The organism is Methylobacterium sp. Leaf118, from assembly GCF_920984675.1.
Taxonomy (GTDB): Bacteria; Pseudomonadota; Alphaproteobacteria; order Rhizobiales; family Beijerinckiaceae; genus Methylobacterium.
Genome location: NZ_CAKLBV010000006.1, coordinates 1 through 21,994, shown reverse-complemented (window position 1 = coordinate 21,994; position 21,994 = coordinate 1). Strand labels below are relative to the sequence as shown.

Annotated in this window: 22 protein-coding genes; 13 read left to right on the top strand and 9 right to left on the bottom strand. The window is 71.6% G+C overall.

Going from position 1 to position 21,994, the window contains the following annotated elements:
- Positions 1 to 22: 22 nt before the first annotated feature.
- From LW587_RS04200 to secG, 5 genes are all read right to left on the bottom strand, one after another.
- Positions 23 to 1,186: a glutathionylspermidine synthase family protein gene (locus LW587_RS04200; RefSeq protein ID WP_232628346.1), complete on the bottom strand. Its 1,164-nt coding sequence runs from the start codon at positions 1,184 to 1,186 to the stop codon at positions 23 to 25.
- Positions 1,186 to 1,791, bottom strand: coding sequence for a DUF1190 domain-containing protein (locus LW587_RS04195; protein WP_232628345.1), 606 nt, complete (start codon positions 1,789 to 1,791; stop codon positions 1,186 to 1,188). Before LW587_RS04195 ends, LW587_RS04200 begins: the two co-directional genes overlap by 1 nt.
- 4 nt (positions 1,792 to 1,795) lie before the next feature.
- Complete coding sequence (locus tag LW587_RS04190; RefSeq protein WP_232628344.1) at positions 1,796 to 2,194, bottom strand: DUF350 domain-containing protein; 399 nt, start codon at positions 2,192 to 2,194, stop codon at positions 1,796 to 1,798.
- A 116-nt stretch (positions 2,195 to 2,310) separates the two neighbouring features.
- Entirely contained in the window at positions 2,311 to 3,939 is a 1,629-nt protein-coding gene (locus LW587_RS04185) for a CTP synthase (RefSeq protein WP_232628343.1), read from the bottom strand.
- 178 nt (positions 3,940 to 4,117) lie between these two features.
- On the bottom strand, positions 4,118 to 4,603 hold the full coding sequence (secG, locus tag LW587_RS04180; RefSeq protein WP_232628342.1) for a preprotein translocase subunit SecG: 486 nt from the start codon (positions 4,601 to 4,603) through the stop codon (positions 4,118 to 4,120).
- Between the two features lie 220 nt (positions 4,604 to 4,823).
- On the opposite strand from secG, the gene LW587_RS04175 reads away from it, so the two are divergent.
- Complete coding sequence (locus LW587_RS04175; RefSeq protein WP_232628341.1) at positions 4,824 to 5,105, top strand: hypothetical protein; 282 nt, start codon at positions 4,824 to 4,826, stop codon at positions 5,103 to 5,105.
- 178 nt (positions 5,106 to 5,283) lie between these two features.
- Here the strand turns inward: LW587_RS04175 and LW587_RS04170 are convergent, their stop codons facing one another.
- Together LW587_RS04170 and tpiA are read right to left on the bottom strand one after the other, a co-directional pair.
- A complete protein-coding gene (locus LW587_RS04170; RefSeq protein WP_232628340.1) occupies positions 5,284 to 5,754 on the bottom strand; it encodes a Tsi3 family protein in 471 nt (156 codons plus the stop codon).
- The gene (gene tpiA, locus LW587_RS04165) at positions 5,751 to 6,515 is read right to left on the bottom strand and encodes a triose-phosphate isomerase (protein ID WP_232628339.1); all 765 of its coding nucleotides are present in this window, start codon (positions 6,513 to 6,515) and stop codon (positions 5,751 to 5,753) included. The genes LW587_RS04170 and tpiA overlap by 4 nt, the downstream gene beginning before the upstream one ends.
- Before the next feature lie 232 nt (positions 6,516 to 6,747).
- On the opposite strand from tpiA, the gene LW587_RS04160 reads away from it, so the two are divergent.
- From LW587_RS04160 to LW587_RS04105, 12 genes are all read left to right on the top strand, one after another.
- Entirely contained in the window at positions 6,748 to 8,649 is a 1,902-nt protein-coding gene (locus tag LW587_RS04160) for a peptidylprolyl isomerase (protein WP_232628338.1), read from the top strand.
- An 8-nt stretch (positions 8,650 to 8,657) separates the two neighbouring features.
- Positions 8,658 to 10,175 (top strand): anthranilate synthase component I, encoded by a 1,518-nt coding sequence (trpE, locus tag LW587_RS04155; RefSeq protein ID WP_232628337.1) that lies wholly within the window; start codon positions 8,658 to 8,660, stop codon positions 10,173 to 10,175.
- A 176-nt stretch (positions 10,176 to 10,351) separates the two neighbouring features.
- Entirely contained in the window at positions 10,352 to 10,954 is a 603-nt protein-coding gene (locus LW587_RS04150; RefSeq protein WP_232628336.1) for an anthranilate synthase component II, read from the top strand.
- A gap of 202 nt (positions 10,955 to 11,156) precedes the next feature.
- Positions 11,157 to 12,170, top strand: coding sequence for an anthranilate phosphoribosyltransferase (gene trpD / locus LW587_RS04145; RefSeq protein ID WP_232628335.1), 1,014 nt, complete (start codon positions 11,157 to 11,159; stop codon positions 12,168 to 12,170).
- A gap of 31 nt (positions 12,171 to 12,201) precedes the next feature.
- On the top strand, positions 12,202 to 13,050 hold the full coding sequence (trpC, locus tag LW587_RS04140; protein WP_232628334.1) for an indole-3-glycerol phosphate synthase TrpC: 849 nt from the start codon (positions 12,202 to 12,204) through the stop codon (positions 13,048 to 13,050).
- A complete protein-coding gene (gene moaC, locus LW587_RS04135; RefSeq protein WP_442919089.1) occupies positions 13,047 to 13,538 on the top strand; it encodes a cyclic pyranopterin monophosphate synthase MoaC in 492 nt (163 codons plus the stop codon). The genes trpC and moaC overlap by 4 nt, the downstream gene beginning before the upstream one ends.
- A 73-nt stretch (positions 13,539 to 13,611) precedes the next feature.
- Complete coding sequence (locus LW587_RS04130) at positions 13,612 to 14,841, top strand: molybdopterin molybdotransferase MoeA (RefSeq protein ID WP_232628333.1); 1,230 nt, start codon at positions 13,612 to 13,614, stop codon at positions 14,839 to 14,841.
- Between the two features lie 156 nt (positions 14,842 to 14,997).
- A complete protein-coding gene (gene fabZ, locus LW587_RS04125; protein WP_232628332.1) occupies positions 14,998 to 15,474 on the top strand; it encodes a 3-hydroxyacyl-ACP dehydratase FabZ in 477 nt (158 codons plus the stop codon).
- 5 nt (positions 15,475 to 15,479) lie between these two features.
- A complete protein-coding gene (lpxA, locus tag LW587_RS04120) occupies positions 15,480 to 16,286 on the top strand; it encodes an acyl-ACP--UDP-N-acetylglucosamine O-acyltransferase (RefSeq protein WP_232628331.1) in 807 nt (268 codons plus the stop codon).
- 3 nt (positions 16,287 to 16,289) lie between these two features.
- Positions 16,290 to 17,138, top strand: a complete 849-nt coding sequence (locus LW587_RS04115; RefSeq protein ID WP_232628330.1) for an LpxI family protein — start codon at positions 16,290 to 16,292, stop codon at positions 17,136 to 17,138.
- On the top strand, positions 17,135 to 18,298 hold the full coding sequence (gene lpxB, locus LW587_RS04110) for a lipid-A-disaccharide synthase (protein ID WP_232628329.1): 1,164 nt from the start codon (positions 17,135 to 17,137) through the stop codon (positions 18,296 to 18,298). Before LW587_RS04115 ends, lpxB begins: the two co-directional genes overlap by 4 nt.
- Positions 18,295 to 18,774 (top strand): YaiI/YqxD family protein, encoded by a 480-nt coding sequence (locus tag LW587_RS04105; protein WP_232628328.1) that lies wholly within the window; start codon positions 18,295 to 18,297, stop codon positions 18,772 to 18,774. The genes lpxB and LW587_RS04105 overlap by 4 nt, the downstream gene beginning before the upstream one ends.
- Before the next feature lie 93 nt (positions 18,775 to 18,867).
- Here LW587_RS04105 and gltA read toward each other — a convergent pair whose 3' ends face one another.
- Positions 18,868 to 20,157, bottom strand: a complete 1,290-nt coding sequence (gltA, locus tag LW587_RS04100; RefSeq protein WP_232628327.1) for a citrate synthase — start codon at positions 20,155 to 20,157, stop codon at positions 18,868 to 18,870.
- Between the two features lie 251 nt (positions 20,158 to 20,408).
- Positions 20,409 to 21,833 (bottom strand): glutamate--tRNA ligase, encoded by a 1,425-nt coding sequence (gene gltX, locus LW587_RS04095; RefSeq protein ID WP_232628326.1) that lies wholly within the window; start codon positions 21,831 to 21,833, stop codon positions 20,409 to 20,411.
- Positions 21,834 to 21,994: the final 161 nt, after the last annotated feature.

Sequence of the window (21,994 nt, the reverse complement as noted above, 5' to 3'; positions counted from 1 at the left end):
TGCCCACGACCCTGCGCGATCGTCAGCCCGGCTCGATCAGATGCGGCACGAACAGGGCGCCGTCCCCGGTGATCGGGCCCTCGCTCTCCCGGATGCACAGGCCGGCGGGCGCATCGCCGACCATCCAGGCGCCGACGAGGGGGCGCCGGCCGTCGAAGGCCGGCAGTTCGGCGAGCGCCTGCCGAACGAAGCCCTCGGCGCCGTAGGGCCCCTCCGCCCCGGCGATCCGCAGGTCCCCGGAAAACATCTCGATATTGGCGCCCTCGCGGGACAGGAGCGGCTTGCGCACGTAATCGCCCGCGAGCCCGGCACAGGCCGGGTCGTCCTCGAAGAAGCAGGGCAACAAGTTCGGATGCCCCGGGGCGCGGGCCCAGAGATGGGCGAGCAGCCCCTTGTTCGAGAGCACCATCTTCCAGGGCGGTTCGAGGAAGCGCGTCGATGCGGCGCCGATGGCCGCCCCGAAGGCATCGCGAAACGCCCATTCCCACGGATAGAGCTTGAACAGGGTGGCGAGCGGGCGCTCGTCCGGCCCGCAGAAGGCGCCGTCGGCGCGCAGGCCGATCTGGGCGAGGTCGAGGAGGATCGTGGCGCAGCCCGCCTGAACGGCGCAGTCCTGAAGGTAGGCGGCGGTGCCGATGTCTTCCGGGGCTGCCGCCTCCGCGGCGAACCCCGTGAGACCCGCAGGCGCCAGCCGTCGAAGCCGGTCGATCAGCCGCTCGTGGACCGCGTTGAACTGGTCGCTGCCCGGCGGCAGGCGCCCGTCCCGAAGCCCCTCCTCCAGCCAGAGCCACTGGAACACCGCCGTCTCGTAGAGGGCGGTCGGCGTGTCGGCATTGTACTCCAAGAGCTTGGCCGGGCCGGTTCCCCCGTAGGAGAAATCGAGCCGCCCGTAGAGGCTCGGATCGCCCCGGTGCCAGCTCTCGCGCACCGCGTCCCAGGCGGATTCGGGAATGCGGAGCGAGGCGAGGATGCGCTCGTCCGCGACGGCGGCGGCGGCGAAATCCAGGCAGAGGGCGTGGAGGTCCCCGGCCGGGCCCTCGATGTCGTCCTCGATCTCACGGAGCGTGAAGGCGTAGGCGTGGCTCTCGTCCCAGTAGGGCGCGCCGTCGATCGTGTGAAAGGTGAAACCGGCCTCCTGCGCCCGCGCGCGCCAGTCCGGGCGCTCGCCGATGGGGATGCGGCGCATCAGGAGCCGAACGAGGAGAAGCTCTTGCCGCTCCCGCCGAAGCCGCCGAACGCGGTCTTGCCCTTGGACGCGACGAGTTTTCCCGACGAGGCCGAGCCGCCGGACCCCGTCGAGACCCTCGAGCCGGAGCCGGTGCAGTAGCTGCCGCCATGCCCATTATGCCCGCCATGGCCGCTGGCGTGATCGTAGACGGGCTCGGGCGTCACGCCCTGCGCGGCCGAGCGGCCGATCATGTAGCCGGCCATGCGGGGCACGATGCCTTGCGGGCCGGTCGCCGTCGCGTCGGTGAGGCAGCGGAAGCTGCCGTGGTGGCGCGCGCAGGCGTCCAGCGTGTCGTAATGCGGTGCCGTGCGCGGATAGGCGGCGCGGGCGGTGGCGTATTCGCTGCGGCACGCGTCGGCCGGGCGGATCCCCTCGGCGGCGCAGGCCGCGGGATCGGGATAGACCAAGACGTCCTTGGACGGGGCGGTCCGGGTCAGGCTGCCGAGGCCGAGGGCCGCGAGACCGGCGCCCGCCACCAGCATCGTCGAGACGGTCTGCGAGCGCTTGGTCGCGGCGCGCTCGGTCGCTGCGACGGTCCGGGCGCGGGGATCGCCGTCGCCCACGGCCTCAGTAGCTCATGCAGGCGGCGTTCAGCAGCCCGGCCGCCAGCGAGGCCGCGCCGAGCAGCACCGCGGGCGCCGTCTCGCCCGCGTCGATGCGGCGCGACAGGTCCGGCAGAAGCGGGCGCATCAGCCAGTAGATGACGACCTGGACCACGAGGGCGACGAGCCCCCAGACCACGCAGTCGAGAAGCGAGCCGGCGTAGCGGATCGCCGCCGAGAGCGGGATGGCGTAGCCGAGGAGGCTGCCCCCCAGCGCCAAAGCCGCGGCGAGGTTGCCCTGCCGCACCAGGGCGATCTCCCGATGCGCCGTCGCGGTGAGGTAGGTCGCGAGGTAGAGCGCCGTCAGGGCCAGCGAAACGGCGAAGTAGGCCAGGAAGGCGGGCAGGCCCGCGAGGGAGGTCACGGGCGTGCGGTCTCCTAGAGCATCGGTCCGATAGGTGGGAACCGGCTTTCGGAAAAAAGCCGATGCGGCACAAGAACCTAGCGCATCGTCCTGGATACGATATCCAGGACGATGCGCTAGACCAGGCGGCTCTGCTCGACCGCGGCGGCGACGAAGCCCTTGAACAGCGGATGCGGCTCGAAGGGGCGTGACTTCAGTTCGGGATGGAACTGCACGCCGATGAACCAGGGATGGCCCTCGTGCTCCACGGTCTCCGGCAGGAGGCCGTCCGGGGAAAGGCCGGAGAAGCGCAGGCCCTTGGCCTCCAGGCACTCCCGGTAGGCCATGTTGACCTCGTAGCGGTGGCGGTGGCGCTCGGAGATTTCGGTGTCGCCGTACATCTGCGCGATCTTGGTGCCGGCCTGGAGCGTCGCCCCATAGGCGCCGAGCCGCATGGTGCCGCCGAGATTGCCTGCCGCCGCGCGCCGCTCCCGCTCGTTGCCGCGCATCCATTCGGTCAGCAGGCCGACCACCGGCTCGGCGGTCTCGCCGAATTCGGTGGAGTTGGCGCTCGCGATGCCGGCGAGGGAGCGGGCCGCCTCGATCACGGCCATCTGCATGCCGAAGCAGATGCCGAAATACGGAATGCGCCGCTCGCGGGCGTAGCGGGCCGCCTGGATCTTGCCCTCGGCGCCGCGCTGGCCGAACCCGCCGGGTACGAGGATGCCGTGCAGGCCTTCGAGGAACGGCGCCGGGTCCTCGCGCTCGAACACCTCCGCCTCGATCCAGGCGAGGTTGACGCGGACGTTGTTGGCGATGCCGCCGTGGGTCAGCGCCTCGGTGAGGGATTTGTAGGCGTCCTTGAGGCCCGTATACTTGCCGACGATGGCGATGGTGACCTCGCCCTCGGGGTTGCGCACCCGCTCCAGGATCCGCTGCCAGCGGTCGAGCTTCGGCTCCTGGGACGGCTCCATGCCGAAATGGGCCAGGATCTCCCGGTCGAGGCCGGCCTCGCGGTAGGAGAGCGGCACGGCGTAGATCGTGTCGACGTCGCGCGCCTCGATCACCGCGCTCTCGCGCACGTTGCAGAACAGCCCGAGCTTGCGGCGCTCGTCCTGCGGGATCGGCCGGTCGCAGCGGCAGAGGAGGATGTCGGGCTGGATGCCGATGGAGCGCAGCTCCTTGACGGAGTGCTGGGTCGGCTTCGTCTTCAGTTCGCCGGCCGAGGGGATGTAGGGCAGCAGCGTGAGGTGCAGGTAGCAGACGCTGCCGCGGGGGCGCTCCTGGCCGATCTGGCGGATCGCCTCGAAGAAGGGCAGGCCCTCGATGTCGCCCACCGTGCCGCCGATCTCGACGAGGACGAAGTCGTAATCGTCGTTGCCGTCGAGGACGAAGGCCTTGATGGCGTTGGTGACGTGGGGGATCACCTGGATCGTGGCGCCGAGATAGTCGCCGCGCCGCTCCTTGGTGATGATGTCGAGATAGATGCGCCCCGTGGTCACGTTGTCGGCCCGGGAGGCCGGCAGGCCGGTGAAGCGCTCGTAATGGCCGAGGTCGAGGTCGGTCTCGGCGCCGTCGTCGGTGACGAAGACCTCGCCGTGCTGGGTCGGGCTCATCGTGCCCGGATCGACGTTGAGATAGGGGTCGAGCTTGCGCAGGCGGACGCGATAGCCGCGGGCCTGGAGCAGCGCCGCGAGGGCCGCGGAGGCGAGACCCTTGCCCAGGGAGGATACCACGCCGCCGGTGATGAAGACGTACCGCGTCATGGGCTTTGGTCCATAAAGGGGCTCGAGCGATTCGCCAAACCACAACGGTTACCGCGCCCCGCCGGCCGTGCGGGACGCGGCACGGGCCTGCGGGCCCCGCGCCGTCGCGGACGTGTCTTTAGAAATGCTTGCCCTGTCGGCGGGCGCCGCCAGGGGCTCCGCCGTCTTTGGCGGCGGTTCAGCGCGATTGCGGCGCTTCCGGAGTCGAAGGCGCCGCTTCGGGGGTCGAAGGCGCCGCGGCGGGCGGGGTGGTCTCGGCGGGCGCGGTCGGAGCCGGCGCGGCGGGCGAGCCGCCCTGCGGCACCGTCGCCGGCGCGCCCGGGGCAGCGCCGCCGCGGAGGGTGTCGAGCAGGTTGTCGGCGGTGACCGGCTTGTCGGGCTGGGGCGCCTGCCCCTGCTGCGCGGTGCCGTCGAGGATCGAGCGCGGGGCCGCCGTGCGATGGGCCATCACCGCCAGCGCCATGCTGGTGGTGAAGAACAGGGCGGCCAGGATCGCGGTGGCGCGGGTGAGCGCGTTCGCCTGGCCCCGGCCGGTCATGAAGCCGGAAACGCCGCCGCTGCCGCCGCCGCCCAGGCCCAGACCGCCTTCCGAGCGCTGCAGCAGCACCACGGCGATGAGCGCCAGGACGATGAGGAGGTGGACGACGATCAGGAAGGTTTGCATGGTGATTCCGGTGTCCGCCTGAGGCGGAGCCTCGCTGTGCGGTGAGGCGCACGGTCGCGCGAAAAACGCGCGCCCGCGTTGCCGCCGCACGAAGTGGGGGCTCCTACACCGTTTGACCAGCCGCGCCAACCGTTCCCGACGAGCGGCGGGCGGGACGACCCGCACGATTTCCCGCTTGTGCCGACTCGCCAGGGGGCTCGGGTCCGTGCGAGGAAAGCCCATGAGCACTTTCGAGACCGACGCCGCGCGCCTCGCGGCCTTCATCGACCGCGCCGACCGGGACGAGATGGCCGCGGTCCAGACCGACCTCCTGCGGGTCGCCCTCGAACGGCCCGACCCGGCCGGACGGGCGGCGGCGATGGACGGATTGCAGGCGGCTTTGTCGGACAAGATCCGGCCGGACAGGATGAGCCCGCTGCAGCAGGCCTTCTACGTCGCCGTCCTGTCGATGATCGAGCGGACGAAGGACGCTGTGTCGAAGACGCCGGTGCGCGCCGACTAAGGAGCGTCCGTGGCAGCGCGGCACGTCGGTGACGTGCAGCCGAGCCTGCGGGCACGACTCCGTGTCGTCTCGTCCCTGGGCCGTTCGAGCGCCTTCGAGGCGCCTCCGGCGCCACCACTTCGGGACCGTGCTCGACGCTCCCGTAGCGCTCGGGTTGCCGGATTGAGCAGCATGACGCTCACGGGACGGCGGGAACGGTGCAGCGCACCGTCGCGAGGGCGTGCCACGCCGGCCCGAAATCGGGCGGCCCGCCCTCGTCCCCCTGAATCGAGGCCTCGAGCCGGATGACGCCGCCGGCCACCGACCGCTCGGCGACCAGGAGACTCTCTGGCCCACCCGACCCACCGGATTCCGGGCTCAAGCGATAGCGGGCGACGGTCGGGCCCAGGGGCCTCACTGTTTCGAGGGAAGCGGAGGGCGCGCTGCGGGCGAATGTCAGCCCGATCTCGGAGACGTTTCGCAGGCCCTCCCCTCCGATCGGGCGCAGAACGGTGCGGTCCCCGTCGCGCCGCGCTTCGAACCCGGCGGGGACCGCGACGGTCAGGCCGCAGAGGTCGTCGGACGCCCTCTCCTGCCGATCCGATGCGGCGGCGGCGGCGAGGAACAGCAGGACCGCGCCGATCGCGCCCGGCGCGATCGCGGCCGTCATCCCTCGTAGGCGCGGCAGATCCCCAAAAAGTCCTCGGCGACGAGGCTCGCGCCGCCGACCAGCGCGCCGTCGACGTTCTCAACCGCCATCAGCTCGCGGGCGTTCGAGGGCTTCACCGAACCGCCGTAGAGGATGCGCATCTGCTGCGCCTCGTGGCCGACCATCTTGTCGAGCATCTCGCGGAGCGAGGCGTGGACCTCGGCGATCTCCTGCGGGGTCGGGGTGCGGCCGGAGCCGATCGCCCAGACCGGCTCGTAGGCGATCACGGTGTCGGCGGCGGTGGCGCCCTTGGGGATGCCGATCGCGAGCTGCGCCCGGACGATGTCGAGCGCCCGGCCCTGCTGGCGCTCCTCCATGGTCTCGCCGACGCAGATGATGCCGCGCAGGCCGGCACGGCGGGCGCCGAGCGCCTTGGCGTGCACGCCGTCGTCGGTCTCGTAATGGTAGGCGCGCCGCTCGGAATGGCCGACGATGACGTAAGTGGCGCCGAGATCGGCGAACATCTCCGCCGAGATCGACCCGGTGAAGGCGCCGCTGGGGCGGGCATGCAGGTTCTGGCCGCCGATGGCGATGGCCGAGCCGTAGACCGCGGCCACGCAGGAGGAGATCAGCGTCGCGGGCGGACAGATCAGGACGTCGATCGTGTCGACGAGCGTCGGCGACAACCCGTCGCGGATCGCCTCGACGATCGGGACCGAGCTGCGCACCCCGTTCATCTTCCAGTTGCCGGCAACCAGCGGACGTCGTCCCTCGCTTGCCATGGCGTCCCGGCCTCTCCGCGCTCGCGTTCCATCAGAATTGAGGCGCGGACCTAGCAGAGCAAGCTTGGGCGCGCAAACCGTTCGGGTCCGGTCCCGGGTGTCGTGCCCCGCGGCCTGTCCGGCGCCGCGCAGGCCCTTTGCGGGAGCGGCGCCGATCGTCTATCGCGTGCCGGACGGTCGGTCCCGCGCAGTGCGCCCGGGGCGATCAGGGTTTTGTAGGTCCGGGCCAACGATGCTCCAGTCCATTCGCAGCGCCAGCAAACACTGGCTCGGCAAGATCGTCCTGTCGGTGATCTTCGCTTTCCTCATCGCGGGCGTGGCGATCTTCGGCGTCGAGGAGTTCTTCCGTGGCGGCTCGAGCACGACGGTCGCCACCGTCGGCAAGACGCCGATCTCGGCGGAGGAAGTGCGGACCGCCTACCAGAACCAGCTCCAGCGCTATCAGGCCCAGCTCAAGCGGACGCTGACGCCGGAACAGGCCCGCGCCATCGGCCTCGAGCGGCAGGTCCTGTCCCAGCTCGTGACGGAGGCGGCGCTGGACCAGAAGACGACCGATCTCGGCCTCGCGGTCTCGGACGCCGCGGTGCTGCGCGCCATCCAGGACGAGCCGAGCTTCAAGGGCGCCAACGGCAGCTTCGACCGCACACTCTTCTACCAGACGCTCCAGCGCGCGGGCCTCAACGAGGCCCTGTTCGTGCGCGAGCAGCGCTCGGTCATCGCCCGCCTGCAACTCGCCGACGCGATCGTGGCCGATCTCCCCGTGCCGCAGGCGATGCGCGAGGCGGTGCACCGCTACTCGACCGAGCGGCGCGGCGCGACGGTGCTGACGCTGGCGCCCACCGTGGCGGGCGAGATCGCGGCCCCGACGGACGAGGCGCTGACGAGCTATTACGATTCGAACAAGGCCGCCTTCCGCGCCCCCGAATACCGCACCCTCAACCTGCTGGTGCTCGAGGCCGACGCCCTCGCCAAGCCGGACGCGGTGTCGGAGAGCGATGCCCGGACGGCCTACGAGGCCAACAAGGGGCGCTTCGGCAAGCCCGAGCGCCGCACCATCCAGCAGATCAGCTTCCCCGACGAGGCCGCCGCCGAGGAGGCCCGGGCCAAGATCGAGAGCGGCGCGGAGCCCTTCGAGGCGGTCGCGGCCGCCCGCGGCCTCGATCCGAAGCAGCTCGAACTCGGCACGCTCGCCAAGTCCGAGCTGTTCGACCCGGCGGTCGGCGACGCGGCCTTCGCCCTGGAGCAGGGCACCGTGAGCCGCCCGGTGAAGGGCCGCTTCGGCACGGTGCTGCTGCGGGTGACGGGCATCGAACCCGGCTCGGTCAAGCCGTTCGAGGAAGTCGCCGGCGAGGTCCGCCAGGAAGTGGCCCTGCGGCGCGCCCGCGAGGGGCTCGACAAGGTGCAGGACGCGATCGAGGATGCCCGCGCCTCGGCCAAGCCGCTGGCGGAGATCGCCCAGGAGCGCGGCCTGCCGCTGGTCGCGATCGCCTCCGTGGATTCCCGCGGGCTCGACCCGGCGGGCAATCCCGTCGAGGGCATCCCGGACAAGGACACCACGCTTCCGGCCGCCTTCCGGGCCGATGTCGGCAACGACACCGAGGCCCTGCGCACCAAGGACGGCGGCTCGATCTGGTACGACGTGGTCAAGGTCACGCCCTCCCGCGAGAAGCCGCTGGACGAGGTGCGCGACGAGGCGGTGAAGGGCTGGACCAAGGCGGAGATCGAGAAGCGCCTCGTCGCCAAGTCGCGGGAGCTCGCCGAGCGCCTGGACAAGGGCGAGGCGGTCGAGGCCGTGGCGCAGGAGGCCGGCGTCACCGCCAAGGCGGTGACCGATCTCGGACGCAACCAGAGCCGGGACGAGCTCCCCTCCGAGGTGATCGAGCGGATCTTCGTGACGCCCGTCGGCAAGGCGGCCTCGGCGCCCGCGGGCGAGGGCCGGGCGGTGTTCAAGGTGACGGCCGCGACCATGCCGGCCTTCGTGCCCGGCACGCCGACCGACACGCAGCTGGTGAACTCCCTGCGCACGGCGCTCGCCGACGACGTGCTCGGCCAGTTCATCGCCGAGGTGCAGAAGAGTGCGGGCGTGAACGTCAACCAGGCCGCCTTCCGGCGGGCGCTGGGCGGCGAGTACTGAGGCACACGATGACCGAGCCCGCCCACCTTGCCGTCCTGCGCGCCTACGAGGCGGGCCGGCCGAGCCTGCTCGGCCTGACCCTGGTGGCCGACCTCGAAACCCCGGTCGCCGCCTTCCTGAAGCTGCGGCGGGGCCATGCCGGTCCCGCCTTCCTGCTGGAATCCGTCGAGGGCGGGGCCGTGCGCGGTCGCTACTCGATGATCGGGCTCGACCCGGACCTGATCTGGCGCTGCCGCGACGGCCGCCCGGCCATCGCCCGCGACGCCGCCCTCTCGGATTTTCAGCCGGACGACCGCGCGCCCCTCGACTCGCTGCGGGCCCTCATCGCCGAGAGCGCCATCGGCGAGGCCGGCACCGAGGCCCTGCCGCCGATGGCCGCCGGCCTGTTCGGCTATCTCGGCTACGACATGGTCCGGGCCATGGAGCGGTTGCCCGAGCCGAACCCCGACCCGCTCGGGGTGCCGGACGCGATCCTCGTGCGCCCGCGGACCATGGTGGTGTTCGACGCGGTGGCCGACGCGCTCACCGTCGTCACCCCCGTGCGCCCCGCTCCGGGCGTCGCCGCCGGGGCCGCCCTCGAGGCCGCGCAGGAACGCCTCGACCGGGTCGCGGCGGCGCTGGAAGGCCCGCTGCCGATCGAGACGCGGGCGGACCCCACGGGTCTTCCCGCGCCGACGCCGGTCTCGAACACGACGCACGAGGCGTTCCTCGGGATGGTCGCGCAGGCCAAGGAATACATCGTCGCGGGCGATATCTTCCAGGTGGTGCTGTCGCAGCGCTTCGAGGCGCCCTTCACCCTGCCGGCCTTCGCGCTCTACCGCTCCCTCCGGCGCACCAATCCGGCCCCGTTCCTGTGCTACCTCGATTTTTGCGACTTTCAGGTCGTCTGCTCGTCCCCCGAAATCCTGGTGCGGGTGCGCGACGGTCGGGTCACGATCCGCCCGATCGCCGGCACGCGGCGGCGCGGCGCCACGCCTGCCGAGGACAAGGCGCTCGCCGACGAACTGCTCGCCGATCCCAAGGAGCGCTCCGAGCACCTGATGCTCCTGGACCTCGGCCGCAACGATGTCGGCCGGGTCTCCAGGATCGGCAGCGTCACCGTGACCGGCTCGTTCTTCCTCGAATACTATTCCCAGGTGATGCACATCGTTTCGAACGTCGAGGGCGACCTCGATCCGTCCCACGACGCGCTCTCGGCGTTGGCCGCGGGTTTCCCGGCCGGCACGGTCTCGGGCGCGCCGAAGGTTCGGGCGATGGAGATCATCGACGAATTGGAGCGCGAGAAGCGCGGCCCCTATGGCGGCTGCATCGGCTATTTCGGGGCGCGGGGCGAGATGGACACGTGCATCGTCCTGCGCACCGCCATCGTGAAGGACGGCCGCATGCACGTGCAGGCCGGCGCCGGCATCGTCTACGATTCGGACCCGCATTCCGAGCAGCAGGAATGCGTGAACAAGGCCAAGGCCCTGTTCCGGGCCGCGGAGGACGCGGTGTCCTTCGCGAGCCGGGCCAAGCGGGGGCAGTAGGCGTCGCGAACGGGGGACGTGGCACCCGTTCGCCTTGACTTCGCGGACCGCCCTCGTCACCCCGGAGCCCGGCCCTTCCCGTTCCCGCACGCCGTCTCAGGGCGCCCCCTCGCGCGGGCCTCGACGGAGGGGAATGGGAGGACACGCCGACGAACTTCGCCGCAAGGCCGTGCCCGATGTCCAACGTCCTCGTCATCGACAATTACGATTCCTTCACGTGGAATCTCGTCCACCTGATCGGCCCGCTCTGCGGCCGGATCGATGTGGTGCGCAACGACCGGATCGACGTGGCGGGCATCCGGGAACGGGCACCGGACGCGCTGGTGCTGTCGCCGGGGCCGTGCACGCCCAACGAGGCCGGCATCTGCCTCGACGTGGTGCGGGACCTCGGCGCCGAGATCCCGATCTTCGGCGTGTGCCTGGGGCTCCAGACCATCGGCCAGGCCTATGGCGGCGCGGTGGTGCGGGCGCCCTCCCCCATGCACGGCAAGGTCTCGACCATCCGCCACGGGGCGACCGGCGTGTTCCGCGGCATCAACGAGGGATTCTCCGCCACCCGCTACCACTCGCTGGTGGTCGACCGGGCGAGCTGCCCCAAGCACCTCGCCGTCACGGCGGAGGCGGACGGGCTCATCATGGGGCTGCAGCACCGCGACCTGCCGGTCCACGGGGTCCAGTTCCATCCCGAGAGCATCCTGTCGAACCACGGCACGCAGATCCTGCGCAACTTCCTCGACCTCGCGGCCGCGTGGCGGGTGGAACGCACCGCCCACGCGTGACAAGCACGGCCTCGCCGTGCATTGACGCGACACGACCCTCCTCCCTCCCCCCTCTGCGGGGGAGGGTGCCTCGCGGATGCGAGGCGGGAGAGGGGCCGGCTCAGGTCCATCCGAAGGCGGCGCTCCCCTCACCCGACCCTCGCTGACGCGAGGGCCACCCTCTCCGGCGGAGGGGCGAGGGGTTGAGCAGAGCCCGACACCCATGGATTCCTTCAAACCCCACCTCGCCACCGTGGCCGCCGGCACCGCGCTGACCCGCGATCAGGCCCGCGCCGCCTTCGACGATCTGCTCTCCGGCGCGGTCACGCCGGTCCAGGCCGCCGCCTTCCTCACGGCGCTTGCGGTGCGCGGCGAGAGCGAGGACGAGATCGTGGGGGCGGTCTCGGCGATGCGGGCCAGGATGCTGCCCGTCGCAGGCCCGGACGGCGCCATCGACATCGTCGGCACCGGCGGGGACCATTCGGGCAGCTACAACGTCTCGACGCTGGCCGCGATCGTCACCGCCGCCTGCGGGGTGCCGGTGGCCAAGCACGGCAACCGCGCCGCGACCTCCCGCTCGGGCGCCGCCGACGTGCTGGCGGCTTTGGGCGTGAAGATCGGCCTGCCGCCCGACGCCCTGGCGCGCTGCCTCGCGGAGGCCGGCCTGTGCTTCATGTTCGCACAGACCCATCACGGCGCCATGCGCCACGTCGCGCCGGTGCGCTCCGAGCTGCCGTTCCGCACGATCTTCAACATGCTCGGGCCGCTCTCGAACCCGGCGGGCGTGACCGCGCAGGTCTTCGGCGTGTCGCGTCCCACCTGGGCCGAGCCGCTGACCCGGGTGCTGGGGCAACTCGGCAGCCGCCGGGTCTGGACCGTGCACGGCGCCGACGGGCTCGACGAGATCACCACGACCGGCCCCACCGCCGTCGTCGCCCTCGAAGACGGCGCGATGCGACGCTTCACCGTCGATCCGCGCGAGGTCGGCGTGAAGCTGGCGACCCTCGAGGATCTGCGTGGGGGCGATCCCGACCACAACGCCGCCGCGCTCCGCGCCGTGCTGGAAGGCGCGCCCACCGCCTATCGCGACATCGCCGTGCTGAACGCGGCGGCGGGCCTCGTCGTGGCGGGGGCCGTCGGCACCCTCGCGGAGGGCGTCGCCCGGGCGCAGAGCGCGATCGAATCAGGGGCGGCGCGGGCGACGCTGGCGCGCCTCGTCGCCGTCTCCAATGCGTGATAGAGGCCGCTCAGGCGCCGAGGATGAACCGATGGACGACATCGTGGCCGACGTGATCGCGAGCCCGACGCCCGACCGCGCCAACGTGCTCGCCCGGATCGAGGCCTACAAGCGCCGCGAGGTCGCCGAGGCGCAGCTGCGCGTGCCGCTCGCCACATTGGAGAAGCGCGTTGCCCGCGCCGCCCCACCCCGCGGCTTCGCCGAGGCGATCCGGGCCCATGTGGCGGAGGGCCGTCCGGCGCTGATCGCCGAGATCAAGAAGGCCTCGCCCTCCAAGGGCCTGATCCGCGCCGATTTCGACCCCGCGACACTGGCCAGGGCCTATGCCGAGGGCGGCGCCACCTGCCTCTCGGTCCTGACCGACACGCCCTCCTTCCAGGGGGCGCCGGAATACCTGGTCGAGGCGCGCGCCGCCTGTGCGCTGCCGGTCCTGCGAAAGGATTTCCTGTTCGAGCCCTATCAGGTGTTCGAGGCGCGGGCCTGGGGCGCGGATTGCGTGCTCGTGATCATGGCCTGCCTCGACGACGCGGAGGCCGCCGCCCTCACGGAGACGGCGCATGATCTCGGCATGGACGTGCTGGTGGAGGTCCACGATGCCGCGGAGCTGGCGCGGGCCCTGCCCCTCGGCACCGCCCTGGTCGGCATCAACAACCGCAACCTCAAGACCTTCGACGTCTCGTTCGAGACGGCGATCCGCCTCAAGCCCGGCATCCCCGAGGATCGCATCGCGGTGGCCGAGAGCGGCATCGGCGGCCATGCCGACGTGGCGCGGCTGCGCGCCCACGGCCTGAACACGATCCTCGTCGGCGAGAGTTTGATGCGGCAGGCCGACGTGACCGCCGCGACGCGGGCGCTGCTGTTCGGGGACGCGGCGCCGTGAGCGAGGGCCGCCTCACCCATCTCGATGCCACGGGCGCGGCCAACATGGTCGATGTCTCGGACAAGGCGGCGACCACCCGCACGGCGCGGGCCGAGGGCGTCGTCGTGATGCGGCCCGAGACGCTGGCGCTGATCCGCGAGGGCGACGCCAAGAAGGGCGACGTCATCGGCACTGCCCGGCTCGCCGGCATCATGGCGGCCAAGCGCACCCACGAGCTGATCCCGCTCTGCCACCCGCTGCTCCTGACGAAGGTCCGGATCGCCTGCGAGCCCGACGACGCCCTGCCGGGCCTGCGGCTCACGGCGGAGGTGCGGGTGCAGGGCCAGACCGGCGTCGAGATGGAGGCGCTCACCGCCGTCTCGGTCGCCTGCCTCACCGTCTACGACATGGTGAAGGCCGCCGATCGCGGCATGCGGATCGAGGGCATCCGCCTGCTCTCCAAGGAGGGCGGCAAATCGGGGGAATGGCGGGCGGAGGACGGGGCGTGAGCCGGCCGCGGCCTGTCGCCCCGCCCCCACCCAGGCCGAGGACGACGCGGGCGGGCCGCGTGAGGCCGCGTCCATGACCTCTCTCCTCCCCGTCGCCGAAGCCCTCGCGCGGATCCTCGCCGCCATCCCCGGCCCCGTCGCGGCGGAGACCGTGCCTGTCGCGCAGGGGGCCGGCCGCACCCTCGCCGCCGATCTCGGCGCGACCCGCACCCAGCCCCCCTTCCCGGCTTCCGCCATGGACGGCTACGCCGTGCGCGCCGCCGACCTCGCCGCGATCCCGGCGCGCCTGCGGCTGGTCGGCACCAGTGCCGCCGGTCACGGCCATGCCGGGACGATCGCGCCCGGCGAGGCGGTGCGCATCTTTACCGGCGCCCCCGTGCCGGAGGGCGCCGACGCGATCCTGATCCAGGAGAACGCCGAGGCCGACGGCGACACGGTGATCGCCCGCGAACCCGTCGCCGCCGGACGCTTCCTGCGCCGGGCCGGACTCGATTTCTCGCAAGGGCAGGTCCTGCTGCGGGCCGGGGACACCCTCGAGGCCCGCCGCCTCGCCCTCGCGGCGGCGGCCGGCCACGCGGAGCTGCCGGTGCGGCGCAGGCCCCGCGTCGCGGTGATCGCCACCGGCGACGAATTGGTGCGCCCGGGCGCGACGCCCGCCTGGGACCAGATCGTGGCCTCGAACGGCCTCGCTCTCGCGGCGCTCGCGACGGAAGCGGGAGCCGAGGCGATCGACTTCGGCATCGCCGCCGACGATAGGGGCGCGCTGCGGGAGGCGGTCGGGCGCGCCCGCGCGGCGGAGACCGACCTCCTCGTCACGCTGGGGGGCGCCTCCGTCGGCGACCACGACCTCGTCCAGGCCGCCCTGCGCGACGAGGGGCTCGAACTCGGCTTCTGGCGGGTGGCGCTGCGCCCCGGCAAGCCGCTGATGCACGGGCGGCTCGGGGGCATGACGGTGATCGGCCTGCCCGGCAATCCGGTTTCCTCGATCGTCTGCGGCCTGCTGTTCGTGGTGCCGGCGATCCGGGCTCTGCTCGGCGATCCCGGCGCGGGGGCCGACCGCAGCGAGCCGGCCCTGCTCGGGCGCGATCTGCCCGAGAACGACGGGCGCCAGGATTACCTGCGCGCCCATCTCGAGACGGCGCCGGACCGGCTGCCCGTGGCCCACCCCGAGAACCGCCAGGATTCCTCGATGCTGGCCGTCCTCGGGACCAGCGAGGCCCTGTTGATCCGCCCGCCCCACGCCCCCGCGGCGCGGGCGGGAGAGCCCTGCCGCATCCTCCGGCTCGACCGGCGCATCGTCTGATCGGAGCCGGCTTGGGCCCGGCCCGTACGGCGGCTGGCGTAAAAGTCTTGCATCCGCCCGATTTTCTGCCGAAGAGGCGGCCTTCACCGGACAGGGTCACCGGGTCGGGGCGGCAACGGCCGCCGCAGAGGCGTTGAGCGGGGAGCGTTGGGACCGATGAGCGAGACGCCGCGGGAGCTGGGATCGGCCGATATCCAGAAAGTTCTGGAGTTGCTGCCGCACCGCTATCCGTTCCTGATGATCGACAAGATCATCGAGATCGACGGCGACGAGAGTTGCATCGGCATCAAGAACGTCACCGCCAACGAGCCGCAATTCACCGGGCACTTTCCCGGGATGCCGGTGTTTCCGGGCGTGCTCCTGATCGAGGCCATGGCCCAGACCGCCGGCGCGATCTGCTGCCGCCACGTCATCGGCGAAAAGGCGGCGGAGCTGAAGACCAAGCAGGTCTTCTTCATGACGATCGACAAGTGCAAGTTCCGCAAGCCGGTGGTCCCCGGCGATCAGGTGCGGCTGCACATGACCAAGATGAAGCAGCGCAAGACCATGTGGTGGTTCCGCGGCGAGGCCCGCGTCGACGGCGTGCTGGTCGCCGAGGCCGAGATCGGTGCCATGCTGGTGACCGAGGAGTGAGCCCGGTGCAGGACGGCATTCATCCGAGCAGCATCGTCGAACCCGGCGCCCGCCTCGGCGAGGGCGTGCGGATCGGCCCCTTCTGCCATGTCGGCCCCGAGGTGAGCCTGGGCGACGGCTGCGAGCTCATCAGCCACGTGGTCATCGCGGGCGCCACGACGATCGGGGCGCGCACGAAGATCTATCCCTTCGCCTCGATCGGCCATCCGCCGCAGGATCTGAAGTATCGCGGCGAGCCCTCGACGCTCACCGTGGGCTCGGATTGCCTGATCCGCGAGGGCGTCACCATGAATCCCGGGACGGCCGGCGGCGGGCTGACCACCACGGTCGGCAACCACTGCGCCTTCCTGGCCAACAGTCATGTCGGCCATGATTGCCGGGTCGGCGACCACGTCGTCTTCTCCAACAACGTCATGCTCGCCGGTCACTGCACGGTCGGCAATTACGCGATCCTGGGCGGCGGCGCGGCGGTGATCCAGTTCGCCCGGGTGGGCGACCACGCCTTCGTCGGCGGCCTGTCCGGCCTCGAGAACGACTGCATTCCCTATGGGATGGTGCTCGGCAACCGCGCCTATCTCTCGGGGCTCAACATCATCGGCCTGCAGCGCCGCGGCTTCTCCCGCGAGGACATCCACGCCCTGCGCCGTGCCTACCGCCTGCTCTTCGCGCAGGAGGGCACCCTGATGGAGCGCGTCGAGGACGTGGCCACCGAGTTCGACACCCATCCGGCCATCCACGAGGTGCTGGCCTTTATCCGCGAGGGCGGCAAGCGCTCGATCTGCACGCCGCGCCCCGTCGCCGCGGCGCTCTGAGCGGTGGACGCGACCGCCGGGCCCCTGGCCCTGGTGGCAGGGGCGGGCCGCCTGCCGGAACTCGTCGCGGCCTCGCTCGACCGGGCCGGACGGCCCTTCCGGGTGCTGGCCGTGCGCGGCTTCACCGAGCGGGCGATGCGGCGGCGCGCCGACGCGGTGGTCGATCTCCTCGACATCCCGGGCACCCTGCGCATCCTGAAGGCCTGGGCGCCCGAGGCGGTGGTGCCGGCCGGCAGCGTCGCCCGTCCGAGCCCGGCGGCGCTCCTCAACGCCGCGCACGCCGTGCGCAACCGCGACATCCTGCGCGCGCTGGCGGGCGGCGACGACCGCCTCCTGCGCGCCGTCCTGGCGCTGCTGGAGGAGAACGGCCACCGGGTGCTCGGCGTGCACGAGGTCGCCCCCGATTTGCTCGGCCAGGCCGGCCGCCTCGGTCGGCACGCCCCGGACCAAGAGGCGGAGCGGTCGATCGCCACCGGCCGCGCTATGCTGGCCGCCCTCAGCCCGTTCGATGTCGGCCAGGCGGCGGTGGTCACGGCCGAGCGTGTGATCGCCGTGGAGGGCCCCGAGGGCACCGACCGGATGCTCGCCCGGGCCCGGACGCTCCTGCGCAAACCCTTCGGCTACGGCACGGCGGGCCTCGGCGCGGTCCTCGTCAAACTGCCCAAGCTCGGCCAGGACCTGCGCATCGACCTGCCGGCGATCGGCCCGCGCACCATCGACCGGGCCGCCGCCGCGGGCTGCGCCGGCCTCGCCATCGGAGCCAGCCACACGCTGGTGATCGATGTGGAACGGACGGTGGCGGCGGCGGATGCGGCCGGGCTCTTCCTGATCGGCTTGGAGGTGACCCCGTGACCGGTCACACGACCCTCTGGCTCGTGGCGGGCGAGGATTCCGGCGACCAGCTCGGCGCCAAGCTGATTCGCGCCCTGCGCGCCCTCTCGCCCGAGCCGCCGAGGCTCGGCGGCGTCGGCGGCGAGGCCATGGCGGCGGAGGGCTTCGCCTCGCTCTTTCCCATCGATGACGTGGCGGTGATGGGCTACCTGCCGGTGCTGGCGCGGGCCCGCACGCTGTTGCGCCGCATCCGCGAGACCGTGGACGCGGTGGTGGCGGCCCAGCCCGACGTCCTCGTCATCATCGACAGTCCGGGCTTCACCCATGCGGTCGCGACCCGGGTGCGCCGGCGGCTGCCCGATCTGCCGATCGTGGACTACGTCTCGCCGAGCGTCTGGGCCTGGCGGCCGTGGCGGGCCAAGGGCATGGTGCCCTTCATCGACCACGTGCTCGCCCTGCTGCCGTTCGAGCCGGAGGCGCATCGCCGGCTCGGCGGCCCGCCCTGCTCCTATGTCGGCCACCCCCTGATCGAGCGGCTGGCCGAGCTTCGCCCCTCGCCCGCAGAACAAGCCGTCCGCGAGGGGCGCCCGCCCGTCCTCGCGGTGCTGCCGGGATCGCGCCGCTCGGAGATCGAGCGGCTGATGCCGGTCTTCGGGCGCACGATCGCCGAACTCGCCAAGCGCGTCGGCCCGTTCGAGATCGAGCTGCCGGCGGTCAACCGCCACAAGGCCCTGATCGAGCGGCTCGCGGTTGCCTGGGAGCGGCACCCCCGCATCGTCCATGGCGAGGCCGCCAAATACGCGACCTTCCGGAGAGCGCGCGCGGCGCTCGCGGCCTCGGGCACCGTGACCCTCGAACTCGCCCTGTCCGGCGTGCCGATGGTGGTGGCCTACAAGGTCTCGCGGGTCGAGGAGGTCATCGCCCGCCGCCTGATCCAGGTGCCGACGATCGTGCTGCCGAACCTGATCCTCGCCGAGAACGCCATGCCGGAATTCGTACAGGCCGAGTGTACGCCCGAGCGCCTGGCCGACACGCTGGCGCCGCTGATGGCCGGCGGCCCGGCCCGCCGCGCGCAGCTCGACGCGCTCGGCCGCATCGATAGCCTCATGCGGCTGCCCGGGGACGAGGAGCCGAGCCGGGCCGCCGCCCGGATCGTGCTCGCGGCGCGGCGGTCGGCATGAGCGCGGCCGCGCCGGAGCCGATCCGGATCTACGTCGATGCCGATGCCTGTCCGGTCAAGGACGAGGTGTTTCGCGTGGCCGGCCGCTACGGGCTCCACGTCTTCGTCGTCTCGAACAGCGTCCTGAACCTGCCGCGGGAGCCCTGGATCGAGCGGGTGATCGTCGGGGACGGGTTCGACGCCGCCGACGACTGGATCGCCGAACGGGTCGGCCCCGGCGCCGTCGTCATCACGGCGGACGTGCCGCTCGCGAGCCGCTGCGTGAAGGCCGGCGCGACGGCCCTGAGCCCCACCGGCAAGGCGTTCACCGACGCCTCCGTCGGCATGGCGCTCGCCACCCGCAACCTGATGCAGGAGCTGCGCGAGGCCGGGGCGATCACCGGCGGGCCGAAGCCGTTCTCCCGCAGCGACCGCTCGGCCTTTCTCGGCGCCCTCGACCGGGCGGTGGTGCGCCTGCGGCGCGAACGCGGGCTCTGAGCGCCGGCCCCGGCTTCAGACCTTGCGCGGGTCCAGGGCGGAGCCCAGGAGGAACCGGGATTGCGCCCGGTTCCTTCGTGTGCCGCGTTCCGTTCAGCTCCGCTGGCCGATCGCCACGTAATCGCGGCGGTCGGCGCCGACATAGAGCTGACGCGGGCGGCCGATCTTCTGCGACGGATCCTCGATCATCTCGGCCCACTGGGCGATCCAACCAACGGTACGGGCCAGCGCGAACAGCACCGTGAACATCGAGGTCGGGAAGCCGAGCGCCTTGAGGGTGATGCCCGAGTAGAAGTCGATGTTCGGGTAGAGCTTCTTCTCGATGAAGTACTCGTCCTTGAGGGCGATCTGCTCGAGCTGGACCGCGACCTCCAGCAGATCATCCTTGATCCCGAGCTCGTTCAGGACCTCGTGGGTGGTCTTCTGCATGATGCGCGCGCGCGGGTCGTAGTTCTTGTAGACCCGATGGCCGAAGCCCATCAGGCGGAAGGGGTCGTTCTTGTCCTTCGCCTTGGCGACGTATTTCTGCACATTCTCGGGATGCCCGATCTCCATGAGCATCTTGAGCGCCGCCTCGTTGGCGCCGCCATGGGCCGGACCCCACAGGCAGGCGATGCCGGCGGCGATGCAGGCGAAGGGGTTGGCGCCGGAGGAGCCGGCCAGACGCACCGTCGAGGTCGAGGCGTTCTGCTCGTGATCGGCGTGAAGAATGAAAATCTTGTCCAGCGCGCGGGCATAGATCGGGTTGATGACGTATTCTTCGCACGGCACCGCGAAACACATCCGCAGGAAGTTCGAGGTGTAGTCGAGATCGTTCTTCGGATAGACGAACGGCTGGCCGATCGTATACTTATAGGCCATCGCCGCCAGGGTCGGCATCTTGGCGATCATGCGCAGCGAAGCGATCATCCGCTGCTGCTCGTCCGAGATGTCGGTCGAGTCGTGGTAGAAGGCCGAGAGCGCGCCGACGCAGGCCACCATCACCGCCATCGGATGGGCGTCGCGGCGGAACCCCTGGAAGAAGCGGTTCATCTGGTCGTGCACCATGGTGTGGCGCGTGACCCGGTAGTCGAAATCGGCCTTCTGGGCGGCGGTCGGCAACTCGCCGAACAGCATCAGGTAGGCGGTCTCGAGAAAGTCGCCCTGCTCGGCGAGCTGTTCGATCGGGTAGCCGCGGTAGAGCAGCACGCCCTCGTCGCCGTCGATATAGGTGATCTTCGATTCGCAGGAGGCGGTCGAGGTGAAGCCCGGATCGAAGGTGAACTTGCCGGTCTGGGCGTAGAGTTTACCGATATCGACCACGTCGGGACCGATGGTGCCGGACTTGACGGGGAGCTCGACGTGTTTGTCGCCCACGATGATGGTGCTGGCGGAAGCGCTCATGGGAACGCGGACCTTTCTCGCGACGGGGACAGCACCGGAGCGGTGGCCGAACCGACCCTCCACCCCGTTGTGGCACCGCAGCGGGGCGCTGCGCCTGCTCACTGGAATACCGGGTTAGCGGATCGGTCGGCGACCAGCAACGGGCCGCTGTCCCTCGTCCTTCGCAGATGCGAGAAAAGGGCCGAGTTGTCAGTCCGGTGCGTCGCGCCGCCGCAAGATTCGGGCAGAGAGGGGGCTCCGGCGCGATGCCGTCACGCCGGCAGCTGGTCCCGCAGCCGGGCCAGCGCCTCGTCGCGGCCGAGCACCGCCAGCACGTCGAAGACCGGTGGCGAGGTGGCCCGGCCGGTGAGCGCGGCACGCAGGGGCTGGGCGATCTGCCCGAGCTTGACGCCCTGCTCTTCCGCGAAACGCCGCACCGCCGCCTCGGTGGCGGGCGCCGACCAGTCCGGAAGGGCCTCCAGGGCCGGCAGGAGGGCGCGCAGGCGCTCCGGAGCATCCCCGGCGAGCAGCGCCTCCGCCTTGGCGTCGAGGGCGAGCGGGCGGGGCGCGTAGAGGTAGTAGGCGCTGTCGAGGAGTTCGACGAGGGTCTTGGCGCGCTCCTTCAGCCCCGGCATCGCCGCGATCAGCGTGGCGCGAAGCTCCGGGGTCAGGCTCGTCGGCAGGCCGCGCTCCGGGCCGCGGGCCGGGAGGATCGTCGCGATGGCGTCGGCCAGGGCGGCGTCGTCGCTGCCGCGGATGTAGAGGCCGTTCAGGCTCTCGAGCTTGTTGAAGTCGAACCGCGCCGCCGAGCGGCCGATCGCCTTCAGGTCGAAGGCGGCGATCATCTCGTCCGTCGAGAAGACTTCCTGGTCGCCGTGGCTCCAGCCCAGCCGGACCAGGTAATTGCGCAGTGCACTCGGCAGGTAGCCGCGGTCGCGGTATTCCTCGACGCCGAGCGCCCCGTGGCGCTTCGAGAGCTTGGCCCCGTCCGCACCGTGGATGAGCGGGATATGGGCCATCGCCGGCACGTCCCAGCCCAGCGCGCGGTAGATCTGGCTCTGGCGGGCGGCGTTGGTCAGGTGGTCGTCGCCGCGGATGACCTGGGTGACGCCCATGTCGTGGTCGTCCACGACGACCGCGAGCATGTAGGTCGGCGTCCCGTCCGAGCGCAGCAGCACGAGGTCGTCGAGATCGCGATTGGCCCAGGTGACACGCCCCTGGACCGCATCCTCGACCACGGTCTCGCCCTCGGTGGGGGCGCGCAGCCGGATGACGGGTCTCACGCCCGCGGGCGCCTCGGCCGGGTCGCGATCGCGCCAGCGCCCGTCGTAGCGCGGCGCCCGGCCCTCGGCGCGGGCCGTCTCGCGCATCTGCGTCAGTTCCTCGGCGGTGGCGAAGCAGTGATAGGCGTGGCCTGCGGCCAGCAGGCTCTCGGCGACGGCGCGGTGCCGCTCCGCGCGGGCGAACTGGTAGATGACCTCCCCGTCCCAATCGAGGCCGAGCCAGCGCATCCCGTCCAGGATCGCGTCGATGGCGCCCTGGGTCGAGCGTTCCCGGTCGGTGTCCTCGATGCGCAGCAGCATCCGGCCGCCGAAGCGTCGGGCATAAAGCCAATTGAACAGGGCCGTGCGCGCGCCGCCGATATGGAGGTAGCCCGTGGGCGAGGGCGCGAAGCGCGTGACGACGGGTGACGACATCGATGCTTCTTGAAAAAGATCCGGGAAATCGGGAGGGCGACCGCGAGCGGTGACGGCGGGCGTGTAGCACGCGGACGCGAATGCGTTAAGAAATTGTCGCCGGTGGCGTCGCGGCGGGCCGCGGCCGGCGGCGGAGCGCGCGCGGGCGATGGCGGAGGGCG